Annotated in this window: 12 protein-coding genes; 5 read left to right on the top strand and 7 right to left on the bottom strand. The window is 66.4% G+C overall.

The genetic code is table 11. The annotated features are described in order from the left end of the window. Positions 1-525: 525 nt before the first annotated feature. Both WD006_RS00355 and WD006_RS00350 read left to right on the top strand, forming a co-directional pair. Positions 526-783 carry an accessory factor UbiK family protein gene (locus WD006_RS00355; RefSeq protein WP_008652257.1) on the top strand — a complete coding sequence of 86 codons (258 nt, stop codon included), beginning with the start codon at positions 526-528 and terminating at the stop codon, positions 781-783. 82 nt (positions 784-865) lie between these two features. After that, positions 866-2,404: a YifB family Mg chelatase-like AAA ATPase gene (locus WD006_RS00350; RefSeq protein ID WP_011515136.1), complete on the top strand. Its 1,539-nt coding sequence runs from the start codon at positions 866-868 to the stop codon at positions 2,402-2,404. Positions 2,405-2,455: 51 nt separating this feature from the next. Here the strand turns inward: WD006_RS00350 and WD006_RS00345 are convergent, their stop codons facing one another. The 3 genes from WD006_RS00345 to WD006_RS00335 form a co-directional block, all read right to left on the bottom strand. Continuing rightward, positions 2,456-2,596, bottom strand: coding sequence for a hypothetical protein (locus WD006_RS00345; RefSeq protein ID WP_155877842.1), 141 nt, complete (start codon positions 2,594-2,596; stop codon positions 2,456-2,458). 81 nt (positions 2,597-2,677) lie between these two features. Beyond that, positions 2,678-3,322, bottom strand: a complete 645-nt coding sequence (locus tag WD006_RS00340; protein ID WP_011515135.1) for a LysE family transporter — start codon at positions 3,320-3,322, stop codon at positions 2,678-2,680. Between the two features lie 42 nt (positions 3,323-3,364). Beyond that, entirely contained in the window at positions 3,365-3,952 is a 588-nt protein-coding gene (locus WD006_RS00335) for a hypothetical protein (RefSeq protein WP_029306767.1), read from the bottom strand. 132 nt (positions 3,953-4,084) lie between these two features. Between WD006_RS00335 and WD006_RS00330 the strand changes: the two genes are divergently transcribed. The 3 genes from WD006_RS00330 (at position 4,085) to WD006_RS00320 (ending at position 7,512) form a co-directional block, all read left to right on the top strand. Continuing rightward, positions 4,085-4,582: a SoxW family protein gene (locus tag WD006_RS00330; protein WP_011515133.1), complete on the top strand. Its 498-nt coding sequence runs from the start codon at positions 4,085-4,087 to the stop codon at positions 4,580-4,582. 128 nt (positions 4,583-4,710) lie between these two features. After that, positions 4,711-5,250 carry a TlpA disulfide reductase family protein gene (locus WD006_RS00325; RefSeq protein ID WP_008652614.1) on the top strand — a complete coding sequence of 180 codons (540 nt, stop codon included), beginning with the start codon at positions 4,711-4,713 and terminating at the stop codon, positions 5,248-5,250. 153 nt (positions 5,251-5,403) lie between these two features. Continuing rightward, positions 5,404-7,512 carry an ATP-dependent helicase gene (locus tag WD006_RS00320; RefSeq protein ID WP_011515132.1) on the top strand — a complete coding sequence of 703 codons (2,109 nt, stop codon included), beginning with the start codon at positions 5,404-5,406 and terminating at the stop codon, positions 7,510-7,512. A gap of 37 nt (positions 7,513-7,549) precedes the next feature. Here the strand turns inward: WD006_RS00320 and cmdF are convergent, their stop codons facing one another. The 4 genes from cmdF to WD006_RS00300 all read right to left on the bottom strand — a co-directional run bounded on the left by cmdF (position 7,550) and on the right by WD006_RS00300 (position 14,073). After that, positions 7,550-9,151 carry a tyrosine 2,3-aminomutase gene (gene cmdF, locus WD006_RS00315; protein ID WP_011515131.1) on the bottom strand — a complete coding sequence of 534 codons (1,602 nt, stop codon included), beginning with the start codon at positions 9,149-9,151 and terminating at the stop codon, positions 7,550-7,552. A gap of 136 nt (positions 9,152-9,287) precedes the next feature. Next, positions 9,288-10,613: a sigma-54-dependent transcriptional regulator gene (locus WD006_RS00310; protein ID WP_008652608.1), complete on the bottom strand. Its 1,326-nt coding sequence runs from the start codon at positions 10,611-10,613 to the stop codon at positions 9,288-9,290. Positions 10,614-10,658: 45 nt separating this feature from the next. Then, entirely contained in the window at positions 10,659-12,665 is a 2,007-nt protein-coding gene (locus WD006_RS00305) for a sensor histidine kinase (protein WP_011515129.1), read from the bottom strand. A 118-nt stretch (positions 12,666-12,783) separates the two neighbouring features. Beyond that, the gene (locus WD006_RS00300; RefSeq protein WP_011515128.1) at positions 12,784-14,073 is read right to left on the bottom strand and encodes a dicarboxylate/amino acid:cation symporter; all 1,290 of its coding nucleotides are present in this window, start codon (positions 14,071-14,073) and stop codon (positions 12,784-12,786) included. Between the last annotated feature and the right edge of the window lie 110 nt (positions 14,074-14,183).

The raw sequence follows: 14,183 nt of genomic DNA, 5'->3' as shown, positions 1-14,183 counted from the left end.
TTCGCTGGCTCGAGGGTGAGAGGCTGCTGTTTGTGCACAGCGTTATGGTGTGGACGCTCCCGGTTGCTGTACTGCAACACCCGTGCCAGCTCATGGCCATCGCCCTGCGACAGCGTTGATTGCCCAGTCAGAAAACGTCGACAAGCGGTGTCCGAACCACTTTGACGACAATACCGGGCGACATGTATTTGCCGCCCGAAGGATCGAAAAACCGCTAAAAAATGTGCGCTGGCGTTGCCGGAGCTTTCATGGCGGCCGCCGAAGCGCCATAATCCGCGTCATGCAAGGTCAAGTGCCGCGTGCTTGGCGTACGAGCACCCGACGGCTGGCATGGCACGGCGTGTCAGACACCCACCGGGGCGCTACGCCCCAGAGCAGTGCATCTGCGCGACAGGGATGCCCGCCGAGCGCCGCGATGCGACGCCCCACCACGGTGCAGACATGGTGAATGGGGCGCAGCCGCCCGCCATGCGCACGCCGGCCTGACCCGAATCATTCGAAATTGGTCACCACAGGAGTTCCACCATGAAACCGACCGATCTCTTCAACGACCTGCAGAGCAAGGTCAGCGAAGCGCTGCGCAACTCGCCGGCCAAGGACATCGAAAAAAACGTGCGCAGCATGATGACGCAGGGCTTCGCGCGCCTTGACCTGGTCACGCGCGAGGAATTCGACGTCCAGTCGCAGGTGCTGGCCCGCACCCGCGCCCGACTGGAGGAACTTGAGGCCCGCGTGGCAGAACTCGAGCGCCGCGTTGGCGGCACGCCAACCGGCGGAGCATGACGCCGCGTCCACGGCACCCCGTTCAATGCCAGAAAGGCCACCGGATCCCGGTGGCCTTTTTCGTTAACACTTCCGCAAAGATATGAGCCTAGCCGTCCTGCGCAGCCGCGCCCTGACTGGAATCGAGGCACCGCCCGTCTCCGTCGAAATCCACCTCGCGAACGGGTTGCCCGCCTTCAATATCGTCGGGCTGGCCGATACCGAAGTCCGCGAGAGCCGCGAGCGCGTGCGCGCGGCACTGCTCAACAGCGAGTTCGAATTTCCCAACCGGCGCATCACGGTCAACCTGGCGCCCGCCGATCTGCCCAAGGAGTCCGGTCGTTTCGACCTGGCGATTGCGCTGGGCATCCTGGCGGCCAGCGGGCAGTTGCAGGCCGATACGCTCGACGCCTTCGAGTTCGCCGGCGAGCTTTCGCTGGCGGGAGATCTGCGCCCGGTACGCGGCGCGCTCGCGATGGCAATGGGACTGGCCCGCGACAACGCCCGACGCGTAGCAGAGGATCGCCCGCCGCGCGCCTTCGTCGTCGCCAGCGAGAATGGCGCGGAAGCGGCCCTGGTCGAAGCCGTGATCGTCCATGCCGGCGCGACACTGCGCGACGTCTGCCATCACATCGGCCTGCTTCCCGAGCGGCCGCTGCCGCGCGCCCGGCCGCCAGCCCGGGTTGAGGCATCCGCCGATGGCCCCGATATGCGCGACGTTCGCGGCCAGGCACAAGCCCGACGCGCCATGGAGATCGCCGCCGCGGGTCAGCACTCCGTACTGCTGGTCGGCCCGCCCGGCACCGGCAAATCGATGCTGGCCCAGCGCTTCCCTGCCCTGCTGCCGCCGATGACCGAGGCCGAAGCGCTCGAGGCAGCGGCCGTGCAGAGCCTGACCTCGGGCGGCTTCCACCCGTCCCGCTGGGGCCATCGCCCGTTCCGCAGCCCGCACCATACGGCCAGCGCGCCTGCCCTGGTCGGCGGGGGCGCCTCGCCACGCCCCGGAGAAATATCGCTGGCGCATCACGGCGTGCTCTTTCTCGACGAACTGCCCGAGTTTGAACGGCGCGTGCTCGAAGTCCTGCGCGAGCCGCTCGAAACCGGCCGCATCACGATCTCGCGTGCCGCCGGGCAGGCCGATTTCCCGGCGCGCTTCCAGTTCGTGGCGGCGATGAATCCCTGCCCTTGCGGCTACCTCGGACACCCCACCCGCATGTGCCGCTGCACGCCGGATCAGGTGCAGCGCTACCAGTCACGCCTGTCGGGCCCGCTGCTCGATCGCGTGGACCTGCAGATCGAAGTGCCCGCCCAGAGCCAGCAGGAAATGTTCGATGGACAGCCAGGCGAGCCGAGCCAGACCGTGCGCGCCCGCGCCGTCGTCGCACGCGAACGTCAATTGACACGACAGGGCACGCCGAACAGCGAACTAGCTGGTCGCGCGATCGAGACACACTGCCCACTCGACAACGAGGCCCGAACGCTGCTGCGCGACGCGATGCAGAAGCTGGGATGGTCGGCGCGCGCGTACTTCCGGGTGCTCAAGGTAGCCAGAACGATCGCGGACCTGGATGGCGCGGAGGTTCTGACAGCCGGCCACGTGGCCGAGGCGATTCAGTACCGGCGCGTGCTGCGAACCGCCTAAGAAAAAATGACGAGGCCCGCAAACGCGGGCCTCGTCATTTTCAGCTTCCACTCAAACCGGTGGCTCCACCGGTGGCGGTGGCGGTTCCTCGATCGGCGGCTGGTCGGCGGGGAAGCCGGGCGGCGTCGGCTCACCCGGTGGAGGCTCCCGATGGGCGCGATACGTGGTTTGCAGGTGGGCGACGGCAGGCATCGGGGTTCTCCATAGATTCCTGATCACTCCCTATTGAAGCAAACCTGTCGACTGCGCGCCACCCGCCCTCGCCATCAACGCTCAGGCGTGATGACGCCGGACAAAGAACAGCGCGGTGCCCACGGCCACCAGCACGCTGCCGAAGAAGCGGTTTTGCCAGCGCACGGCACGCGCGTTGCGGAACAGGCCCTGCATGCGCGACGCCAGTAGCGCATAGCCGTGCATCACGATCAGGTCCACAAAGCACATCGTCGCCGCCAGGATAGCCAGTTGCAGCCCGAGCGCATGCGTCGGGTCGATGAACTGCGGCAGCACGGCCACCATGAAGATGATGCCCTTGGGGTTGGTGACGTTCGTCAGCAGCCCCGTGGCGAAGCGCCGGCGCCGGCTCATGATGGTCACGCGCACCGTCTTGTCCTCGCTGTTCTGCGGGTTCGTCTCAACCTTGGCACGCCACTGCTGGATACCCAGGTAGATCAGATACATCGCGCCAATCGTCTTGACCACCAGGAATGCTTCTTCGGACGCCAGCAGCAGTGCGCCAAGTCCACCGCCTGCGATCAGCAGGATGATCACCAGGCCGGTCTGCAGGCCCAGAATCGTCGTCGACGTCTTCTTCAGGCCGTATGACAGGCCGTGGCTCATCGACAGCACGGCGCCCGAACCGGGCGAGACAGCGATCACCCAGCACGCGGCAAAATAGGCCAGCCAGACTTCCCAACGCATGACGAACTCCTTGATTGACTACCTGAAAGACTTGGAACGGATTTAGAACGGGTGAAAACCGGTGAGGAACTGCTCGACCTGCTCGGCCTGGCGCGCATCCTTCGCCGCATCGCCGGCCTCGAGCACCACTGCCTGATAGACACGCGAGCCGGACGCCACCAGCCGCGCGGTCAGTCGGCGCGGTGATTTGTCCTGGGGCGATATGCCAGCGACGGTCACCTCCACGCCGTCCAGCGCGACGGGGGGCTGCCCCGCCGACATGACCGTGACCGGACGCGAGCGCGCGGGGCTGTCGGGATGCGCACCAAGGTTGCCTACCAGTCCGGCCTGCATCGACGCCAGCGCCTCACGCCGTAGCCCCGCATCGTCGGCGGGAAGGGAAACCACGCCGACGGCGAACAACGTGTTGTCGATCCGGGCTGCCTCCATGCGCATCGGCAACTGGCGCCCGGCGATCGCCACATCGCGCGCGGCGCTGGTCGGCTTGTCCGGATATAGCGCCGCATACTGCCCTTCGTTCGAGACGATGGTGCGCCAGTCATAGCGCGGCGAGCAGCCGGCCAGGGCCAGCAGCACGATGGCAATCAGCAGGGGAACGCGAGGGGCAGGTCGGGGGCTGGGGCGGCGCATGGGGGATGTCGGCGCAATCTGGCGCAAGCCGGTATTATCCGGGAAGCCGCGCACGTTCGCACCAGATGCGCACGAAATCAAATGCGGCGACGTCTTCACCAAGTTCTCACGAATACCCACCGACGCCCCAGCATGACGCCCCGCTCGCCCCTGCTTCGCACCGTTCTGCATGGTCTCGCCGCGCTGTTGCTGCTGGTGGGCCCGGCCGTGTCGATGGCGGCAAGCCATCTGCCGCCCGTCACTGACATCGCCGCCCAATCCGCCGACGCCGCGAAACAGGGCGGGCCGCTGGTCGTGCTGGTCAGCTTGCCCGGCTGCACGTATTGCGAGACCGCCCGCCGCAACTATCTGGCGCCACAGGCAGCCGCCGGCGAGATCACCGCGCGCGAGCTCGACATGACGGCCGACACGCCGCTGCGCGACGCCGACGGCACCATGACCACCGCAAAACAATGGGCACGCGCCCACAACATCACGGTGGCCCCGACCGTCCTGTTCCTGGATCGCAACGGCCGCAACCTGGCCAGCCCGCTGCGCGGCCTGCAGCCGGACTTCTACGGCGCTTACCTCGAACAAGCCGTGGATACGGCACGTGCCAAGCTCACCGAAGGGCTGGCGGCGTCCAAGTAGTCAATCACCAGAAAATGCGGCGGAATGCCGCAGATAGTGCGCATTTGATCCGGCTTGCCACTGCCGGCTAACAGCGGCAGTAGAATAGCCGCTGTCTGTAGATGGCCTCCCCTCGGGACCGTAACCCCATGTCGAATTCCGCCACCCCTGCCACACCTTCGAGCAAGAAGCGCTGGCCGATCGCTGTAGCCGTTGTCATCGTCGCGCTGCTCGGCTTCTTCGGCTACCGCGCCATGACGCCCGCGAATACGGTCCCCGACGCCACCTTCACGCTACTTTCGGGCGAAAAGCTCAGCACTGGCGACCTGAAGGGCAAGGTCTACCTGATCAACTTCTGGGCCACAAGCTGCGCCACGTGCGTCAAGGAAATGCCTCAGATGGTCAGCACCTACAAGCAGTTCAAGGACAAGGGGCTGGACTTCGTGGCGGTGGCGATGAACTACGACCCGCCGATGTACGTGATGAACTACGCCAAGACCCGTGAACTGCCATTCAAGGTGGCGATGGACGCCGACGGCGCGGCGGCCAAGGCCTTCGGCAACGTCCAGCTCACGCCGACGACCTTCGTGGTGGACAAGAACGGCAAGATTCTCAAGCGCTACGTGGGCGAGCCTGAGTGGGACGCCCTGCACAAGCTGCTCGACGGCGCACTGGCCAACGCGGCCTGAACAACGCCAAACCCAACGAAAAGGTGCCCATGCGGCACCTTTTTTATTGCCCGGCTCACATCGTCGGGCATCCGGCTTGCCTGTCAGGGCTGTATGGATATACAGTGAGCGCCAGATTTTTCTCATCGCATCCATCCGACTGCCTGCCCTGACGTGTTACCGGAACTTGCCCCTGAAGCCGCTGCCGAGTCGCCCGACACCGAGGTCACCGACGCCCCCGCCTATCTTTCCCGGCTGAATCCGGAACAGCGCGCGGCGGTGGAGTACGACGGTGACGCGCCGCTGCTGATCATTGCCGGCGCGGGCTCTGGCAAGACCAACACGCTCGCGCATCGGGTGGCGCATCTGGTCGTGAACGGCGCAGATCCGCGCCGCATCCTGCTGCTGACGTTCTCGCGCCGCGCCGCCTCCGAAATGGGCCGCCGTGTCGAGCGCATCGTCGACCAGGCACTCGGCATCCAGACCGGCGCGGGGCGCGCCGCGCTGCAGTGGTCAGGCACGTTCCACGCCATCGGCGCCCGCCTGCTGCGCGAGTACGCCGAAACGCTCGGGCTTGCTCCGACCTTCACCATCAGCGACCGCGGCGATGCGGCCGACCTGATGCACGTGGTACGCCATGACCTCGGACTATCCGAGCAGACCTCACGCTTTCCGCGCAAGGAAACCTGCCTCGCGATCTATTCACGCGTGGTCAACACGCAGTTGCCGCTCGAGGTTGTGCTGAAGACGCAGTTCCCGCGCTACGCGATGTGGGCGGACGCGCTCAAGGGCCTGTTCGCCGCCTACGTGGAAGCCAAGCAGAAGCAGCAGGTGCTCGACTACGACGACCTGCTGCTCTACTGGGCGCAGGCGATGACCGAGCCCGCACTGGCGCAGGACATGGGCGCGCGCTTCGACCACGTGCTGGTCGACGAGTACCAGGACACCAACGCGTTGCAGGCGTCGATCCTGCTGGCGCTCAAGCCGCAAGGGCGCGGCCTGACCGTGGTGGGCGATGACGCGCAGTCGATCTACGCATTCCGCGGCGCCACCGTGCGCAATATCCTCGATTTCCCGACACAGTTCTCGCCGCCGGCCGAGCAGGTCACGCTGTCGCAGAACTATCGCTCGACGCAGCCGATCCTCGGCGCCGCCAATGCCGTGATTGGCCTTGCGGCCGAACGCTTCACCAAGGATCTCTGGTCCCTGCGCGAATCGGCGGAGAAGCCCGGCGTGGTGGTGGTCAACGACGAGGCCGAGCAGGCGCGCTTCGTCGTCGAGCAGGTACTGGCGCGGCGCGAGGCTGGCTTGTCGCTGACGCAGCAGGCGGTGCTGTTCCGCGCGGCCGACCACAGCGCCCAGGTCGAGATCGAGTTGGCCCGGCGCAATATCCCGTTCGTGAAGTTCGGCGGACTGAAGTTTCTGGAGTCGACGCACGTCAAGGACGTGATGGCCGTGGTGCGCTGGCTGGAAAATCCACGCGACCGCATGGCCGGATTCCGCACGCTGCAGTTGCTGCCCGGCATCGGCCCGAAAACGGCCGCGCGCGTGCTCGAAGGACTGGAAGCCGCCACCGAACCGTTGATCGCGCTCGAAGCCTTCGAGCCGCCCCCCGCCGCCGCGCCCGCCTGGGATGAACTGGTGACGCTGGCGCGTGCGCTGATGGCGCCGACCTCGCCCTGGCCATCTGAATTCGAACAGGTGATCGCCTGGTACATGCCGCACCTCGAACGGATGCACGACGATGCCGCCGCGCGGCAGGCGGACCTGCAGCAGATCGAGCGCATCGCGGCCACCTATGCGTCGCGGGAACGCTTCCTCACCGAACTCACGCTCGACCCGCCCAGCGCGTCGAGCGACGAATCCGGCGTGCCCTCGCGCGACGAGGACTACCTGATTCTGTCGACGATCCATTCGGCCAAGGGGCAGGAGTGGAAGGCCGTGTACGTGCTCAATGCGGTCGATGGCTGCATGCCATCCGATCTTGCCACCGGCACCACCGAGGAAATCGAGGAAGAGCGCCGCCTGCTGTACGTGGCGATGACGCGCGCGCGCGACCACCTCGACATCGTCGTGCCACAACGCTTCTACGTGCACAACCAGGTCGGCTTTGGCGATCGCCACGTCTACGCATCGCGCACGCGCTTCCTGCCGAACCGCGTGATGCCGAATTTCTACAGCCGCTCGTGGCCGCCCGCGCCGATGCCGGGGGAAGGCCAGCAGGCGAAGGCCTCGCTACCGCAGGTAGACCTCGCCAGCCGAATGCGCGGCATGTGGAAGTAGGAAACCGCTAGTTACCGAAAGTTACCGCCAGAGTTCGTCAGGCCAGTTCGATGCCCGCGCCACGCACGACCTCAACCAGCGCGCCCTGACGGAGCAGCGCCGCCATAGCCTCGATGTCGTCGGTCATATAGCGATCGATCGACAGGAACGGCACGCGCTCCCGCACGAACGCGAACACGGCGCGGCCTGCCGGCGCCAGTTGCTCGACCGCGCCCGCGAGTTCGGCGGCCTGACATGACGCCAGCAACTCCAGCGCGAGGATGTACTGGTTATTGTCGAGAATGCGGCGGGCATTGCGGGCAGCGATCAGCCCCATGCTGACCACATCCTGGTTGTCGCCGTTCGACGGCACACTCTGGATGCTCGCCGGGCTGCAGATCGTGCGGTTCTCGGCAATCAACGCCGTGGCCGGATACTGTGCCCCGGCAAACCCGCACGACAACCCCTCGTTCGCCGCCGCCAGGAACGCCGGCAGATTGTTGTTCAGATGCGGGCTCAGCAGGCGGTTCAGGCGGCGCTCCGACACCACGCCCAGTTGCGTGGCGGCGATGGCCAGGAAGTCCATTGCGAATGCCACCTGCTGGCCGTGGAAGTTGCCGCCGTGGAACAGCTCGCCGTCTTCGAAGAACAGCGGATTGTCATTCGATGAATTCAGTTCGCGCTCGACCACGGTGGCGCAATGGTCGAGCGTATCGCGCACCGCGCCAAGCACCTGCGGAATGCAGCGCAGCGTGTAGGCCTTCTGGATGAACACGCCAGTGCCGGTGTTCTTGGCCTCGCCCGCGCGTGTCTTCATCTCGGCGGACAGTTCGCCATGTCCGGAGAGCCGTGCCGAATCGGCCAGCAGCGCGCGCATGTTCGCCGCCGAGCGGATCTGTCCCGGATGCGGTTTGGCGATGTCGTGCCCATGGGCCATGAAGGCATCGGCCGAGGCGGATAGTCCTTCGAGCGCCAGCGCCGCGATGATCTCGGCCTGCTGGACCTGCGCGCGCAGCGTCTCCAGCAACAGGCACGACACCCCGGTCATGGCCGATGTCCCGTTGATCAGCGCCAGCCCTTCCTTGTACGCCAGCGCGAGCGGCGTGATGCCACGCTCGCGCAGGACTTCGGCCGTGGGTGCCGTACCGCCATCCTCGGTCAGCACCTTGCCTTCGCCGATCAGCGTGATGGCGACGTGCGACAGAGGCGCGAGATCACCGCTGGCCCCGAGCGAACCCACCTGCGGCACGGCTGGCGTGATGCCGGCTTCCAGATACTTCAGCAGTTGTTCGATAACGGCCGGCCGCACCGCCGAGTATCCGCGTGCCAACGCATTGGCACGCGCGACCATCATCGCGCGGACCTCGTCGCGCGAAAACAGCGGACCCACACCCGCGCAATGGCTGCGCAACAGGTTCTCCTGCAGCGCACGGCCATGTTCGATGTCGACCCAGTTGTGTACCAGTTCGCCAAAGCCCGTGGAGACGCCGTAGATCGGCACATTGGCCGCAGCCACCTGCTCGAAGCGGGCGCGGGCATCGGCAACCTTGCCGAGGACGGGCTCCGGGACGATGGCGGCGCGCTGGCCGCGTGCGATGGCGGCGACGGTGTCGGGGGTCAGGTGGTGGCCGTCGATGTCGGCCGGATGGGCGTGGGGCATGGGTCGGGGCGGTAGCAATGGAGGCGCTTGCCCTCTGCCCTGCCGTTATTCCGCTCGCGGGATATCGCGGGACAGGAAGCCGGGGAAGAGAGCCGGGCCAGAGTGTACCGACCCCCGCCTGCCCCGAGTACGGCCGTTACAGTCCGTAGCGTTTGATCTTGTCGTAAAGCGTCGCCTTGCCCACTTGCAGCAGGTCCGCTGCCTGGCTGACCGCACCGCCCGTGCGGGCCAGCGTATCGGCGATCACGGCGCGCTCGTAGCGCTCCATCCGCTCGCGCAGCGGCGTCGATTCGTCAACGGGATCCGCCTTGCCGCCGGCGTGCCCGCCTTCCGGCACGCCCAGCACCAGTCGATCTGCCGCGTTGCGCAGTTCCCGCACATTGCCGGGCCAGGGCCGTTGCATCAGTTGCTGGCGCTGCATCTCGGACAGAATCGGCGCCGGCCGCTGATAGCGCACGGCGGCAACGAGCATGAAGTGCTCGAACAGCGGCACGATGTCCTCGCGCCGCTCGCGCAGCGGCGGTAGCGGAATCGTCACCACGTTGAGCCGGTACAGCAGATCCTGCCGGAACGTACCTTGCGCCACCAGTGCTTCCATGTCGCCCTTCGAAGCCGCGATGATGCGCACGTCGATGGGTATCGACGTATTCGAGCCGAGCCGCTCCAGCGTGCCCTCCTGCAGCACGCGCAGCAGCTTCACCTGCAAGGCCAGCGGCATGCTCTCGATCTCGTCGAGGAACAGGGTGCCACCCGACGCATGTTCGAGCTTGCCCACGCGCCGCTTGCCCGCGCCGGTAAATGCGCCGGCCTCGTGGCCGAACATCTCGCTCTCGAAAATCGACTCTGGCACGGCACCACAGTTCAGCGCGATGAAGGGTTGGTCACGCCGCGTGGAGAGCGCGTGCAGGCTCCGCGCCACGAGTTCCTTGCCCGTACCGGTCTCGCCGTTGATCATCACCGGCACATCGGTAGCCGCCACATTGGCGATCAGGTCGCGCACCTGCGCGATCGCCGGCGACCGGCCGATGATCCGCGTGCCGGCAGCCGGGCCAGCCAGCTCGCGGCGCAGCGCGTGGTTCTCCAGCTCGAGCGCGCGGCGCTCGAGCGCACGGCGCACCGTTTCGGTCAGACGATCCGCGCCGAACGGCTTCTCGATGAAGTCATAGGCGCCCTCGCGCATCGCCTGCACCGCCATCGTGATATCGCCGTGCCCCGTGACCAGGATCACCGGCACGCCCGGCGCGGCATTGCGGCAGTGCTGCAGCAGATCCAGCCCGCTCGCGCCGGACAGGCGCACATCGGTAACCAGCACCCCGGGAAAATCCGCGCCAAGATGCGGCATCGCCGCTTCGGCCGAAGGCAGCGCCAGCACCGAGAAGCCAGCCAGTTCCAGGCTCTGCGCCGTCGCCTGACGCACCAGTGGTTCGTCCTCGACGAACAGCACACGCAATCCGTCCTGCATCGCAATCATGTCTTTACCTGTCATCCTTGACGCCGTTCATGCGCCTCACGCCGTGGCCGTCTGGCGCGAGCGTCGCAGTGTCACGACGAATTCCGCGCCGCCGCCCTCGACATTGCCGGCCGTCAGTTGCCCGCCGAACTCGCGCACGATCGACGACGAAATCGCCAGCCCCAGGCCGAGCCCCTGACCGATCTCCTTGGTCGTGAAGAACGGCTCGAACAGCCGTGGCAGCGCGTCCGGCGCGATGCCGGGTCCATTGTCGCGCACGACCAGCGTCACGGTCTCGTCTGTCGCGCTGACGGCGATATCGACGCGGCCATCCTCGGCGCCGGCCGCTGCAATGGCATCGAGCGCATTGCCGACGAGATTCAGCAGCACCTGCTCGAGCTTGAGTTCGTCGGCCCATACGGCCAGGTCCGCAGCGTCGCCATCGAGCCCCCGCACCCGTAGCATCACCCGACCCAGCCGTGGCGCGATCAGTTGCAGCACATGGTCGATGGCGGCGCGCACGCGCACGGCATTGCGGCGCTGACGCGCCTTGCCCGCGAACAGCTTGAGCTGGCCCGTGATCTTGCCCATCCGCTCGGTCAGATCAGCGATGGCGGAGAGATTGCCGGTGGCTGCATCGAGCTGGCCGCGCTCCAGCAACACGCGCGTGTTGTCCGAGAACGTGCGCAGGGCCGCCAGCGGCTGGTTCAGTTCATGGGTGATGCCGGCTGCCATCTGCCCCAGCGCCGCCAGCTTGCTGGCCTGCACCAGTTCATCCTGCGTCGCGCGCAGTTCGCCTTCGGTCCGCGCGCGCTCGGTCACTTCGGCTTCGAGTTGCTCGTTGATCGCCATCAGGTCGGCCGTACGGGCCTCCACGCGCCGTTCCAGTTGATCGTAGGCCGCTTCCAGCAGCCGGCGGCTGTATTGCATGTCACGCGCGCGCTGGCGGCGCTGGCGCAGGTTCACCAGCAGCAGGCAGATGCACGCATAGGCCAGCGCCGCGCCAATCGTCGCGGTGCGCGCACTGGCCAGCACCGGGTCCAGTTGCGCCATCACCTGCATGTTCCAGCCGGCGGGCCCGACGGCGCGATTGATTTCCAGGTAGCGGTCCGCGCCATCGCTGGACAGACCGAAGTGCGCGCCTTGACCGTCATCGCCATCTCGTGCCGTGGCCCCCGTGCTGCCCGCGGCGCCAACTCTCACCAGCCGTTCGCCATCGTTGAGCGTGGTGCTGGCCAGCCAGCGCGAGACCGGGGAATCCAGCGGCTGGATCGGCAGCGGCGTGACATCGACGTCATGATACTGACGCGTGTTGTGCAGTTCGGCCTGAAGCGTGGGCGGCAGGGGCCGAAGCGTGCGGTACTGCCAGCCCGGCACCGACGACAGGAAGATCACGCCGTGGTCGTCGGACACCATCAGTGGCTCGGTGCTACCGGAGCCCGCGCGCTGGAACCATTCGAGGTTCAGCTTCACCACCGTCACGCCGATGACCTTGCCGCCCGACTCGATCGGCTGGGCGATGTAGTAGCCAGGCTCGTCGCTGGTGATGCCGATCGCGTAGAAGCGGCCAATCTGACCGCGCGATGCCATCTGGAAGTACGGGCGGAAACGGTAGTCGGTACCGACGAAGCTGCCCGGCTCGCCATGATTGCTGGCGGCCAGTGCCAGCCCGCTGGCCGCGATGACGTAGGTGGCCGACGCGCGGGCCCGGGTATTGACCTCGGCCAGGTAGTTGTTGGCCACGGCAATACGGGCCGGGTCTTCAGGATTGGCCAGCAGCGCGCGCACCGAAGGGTGCAGCGATACCAGCGCGGGAAGGAATTCGTAGCGGTCCAGCGTCGATTCAAGCGTGGCCGCATAACGGTCGGCACGCATGGCCGTGGACTGCTGCAATGCGGCGATGCCGCGCTGGACCGAAAACAGCCAGGTCAGCGAGCACAGCGCCAGGAGCCCCACCATCAGCGCGGCGGCAAACCCCCACCAGCGCGTGCTCGACTCCGGCGCGTGCACCGGGCCGGGCGCGGCAGGGTCATGCACGGCAAGGAAGTCGTCGGAATGGGGCATCGGCGCGCGCGGAAGCTCTCGCGCCGATGATACCCGCTGGCGGGGATGGCCGGCAGGTTCATCCGGGACAGCGCCGGCGTCCCCTTCCTGCGGGGCGCCGGTCCCTGCCCGGGTCACGTCAGCGGGCGCTGGCGTCGGCGAGGCTGCTCGCCTCATCTTCGCCCCGCAGCACGCGGGTCAGGCGGGCGCGGTCGAGCTCGTGCTCCCACGCCGAGACCACCACCGTGGCCACGCCGTTGCCAACGATGTTCGTCAGCGCGCGGCATTCGCTCATGAAGCGGTCGATACCGAGGATCAGCACCATGCCGGCCACGGGAATCGTCGGCACCACGGCCAGCGTGGCTGCCAGCGTGATGAAGCCCGAGCCGGTCACGCCGCTGGCGCCCTTCGAGGTCACCATCGCCACGGCCAGGATCGTGAGCTGCTGCATCAGCGTCAGCTCGATGTTGGTGGCCTGCGCGATGAAGATCACCGCCATCGTCATGTAGATGTTGGTGCCGTCCAGGTTGAACGAGTAACCGGTCGGCACAACCAGGCCCACCACCGACTTCGAGCAGCCGAGCTTCTCCATCTTCTCCATCAGGTGCGGCAGCGCAGCCTCGGAGGAGCTGGTGCCGAGCACGATCAGCAGTTCTTCCTTGATATACGCGACAAAGCGGATGATCGAGAAACCGGTCAGGCGCGCCACGGTACCCAGCACCACCAGCACGAACACGATCGCCGTGAGGTAGAACGTGCCGATCAGCTTGAGCAGCGGAATCAGCGAGCCCAGGCCGTACTTGCCGATGGTGAACGCCATCGCGCCGAATGCACCGATCGGGGCCACCTTCGTGATCACGTGCACGATGTGGAAGAACACCTTCGACACCTGGTCCACCATGTCGTGGATGATGCGCGCGCGCTCACCCACCACGGCCAGCGCCGAACCGAAGAACATCGAGACCATCAGGATCTGCAGGATGTCGCCGTTGGCGAACGCGCTGAAGATCGTGTCCGGGATGATGTGCATGAAGAACTCGACCGTGCTCTGACCGTGTGCCTTCGACACGTACTGCGCGATCGACTTCGTGTCCAGCGTGGCCGGATCGATGTTGAAGCCCACGCCCGGTTTGAGCGCGTGCGTGGCGATCAGGCCGAGCAGCAGCGCGAACGTTGACACGATCTCGAAGTAGAGCAGCGCCTTGCCACCCACGCGGCCCACCTTCTTCATGTCGCGCATGCCGGCAATGCCGGACACCACGGTACAGAAGATGATCGGACCAATGATCATCTTGATCAGCTTGATGAAGGCGTCACCGAGCGGCTTCATGGCCACGCCGGTGTCGGGCCAGTAGTGGCCCAGCAGGATGCCCACGAATATCGCGAACAGGACCTGCACGTACAGGATCTTGTAGAAGGGTTTCCTCATGATGTCGTCCTCGGTGTTTGACCGGTGCCCCGGCGCTCGATGGCGTGGCGCGTTGCGCGCCTCGACCTGAACGGCGGCGCGTCTGGAAGTAACTATTTGCAACAGGCGTG

This window comes from Cupriavidus sp. Met-2, assembly GCF_049843575.1.
Classification (GTDB): Bacteria; Pseudomonadota; Gammaproteobacteria; order Burkholderiales; family Burkholderiaceae; genus Cupriavidus; species Cupriavidus metallidurans.
This window is presented reverse-complemented; position numbering and strand designations above follow the sequence as displayed.

Excerpts from the sequence above, each read along its gene's own strand:
- WD006_RS00355 (WP_008652257.1), top strand. The coding sequence starts at position 526 with ATGAAACCGACCGATCTCTTCAACGACCTGCAGAGCAAGGTCAGCGAA.
- WD006_RS00350 (WP_011515136.1), top strand. The coding sequence starts at position 866 with ATGAGCCTAGCCGTCCTGCGCAGCCGCGCCCTGACTGGAATCGAGGCA.
- WD006_RS00345 (WP_155877842.1), bottom strand. The coding sequence starts at position 2,596 with ATGCCTGCCGTCGCCCACCTGCAAACCACGTATCGCGCCCATCGGGAG.
- WD006_RS00340 (WP_011515135.1), bottom strand. The coding sequence starts at position 3,322 with ATGCGTTGGGAAGTCTGGCTGGCCTATTTTGCCGCGTGCTGGGTGATC.
- WD006_RS00335 (WP_029306767.1), bottom strand. The coding sequence starts at position 3,952 with ATGCGCCGCCCCAGCCCCCGACCTGCCCCTCGCGTTCCCCTGCTGATT.
- WD006_RS00330 (WP_011515133.1), top strand. The coding sequence starts at position 4,085 with ATGACGCCCCGCTCGCCCCTGCTTCGCACCGTTCTGCATGGTCTCGCC.
- WD006_RS00325 (WP_008652614.1), top strand. The coding sequence starts at position 4,711 with ATGTCGAATTCCGCCACCCCTGCCACACCTTCGAGCAAGAAGCGCTGG.
- cmdF (WP_011515131.1), bottom strand. The coding sequence starts at position 9,151 with ATGCCCCACGCCCATCCGGCCGACATCGACGGCCACCACCTGACCCCC.
- WD006_RS00310 (WP_008652608.1), bottom strand. The coding sequence starts at position 10,613 with ATGCAGGACGGATTGCGTGTGCTGTTCGTCGAGGACGAACCACTGGTG.
- WD006_RS00305 (WP_011515129.1), bottom strand. The coding sequence starts at position 12,665 with ATGCCCCATTCCGACGACTTCCTTGCCGTGCATGACCCTGCCGCGCCC.
- WD006_RS00300 (WP_011515128.1), bottom strand. The coding sequence starts at position 14,073 with ATGAGGAAACCCTTCTACAAGATCCTGTACGTGCAGGTCCTGTTCGCG.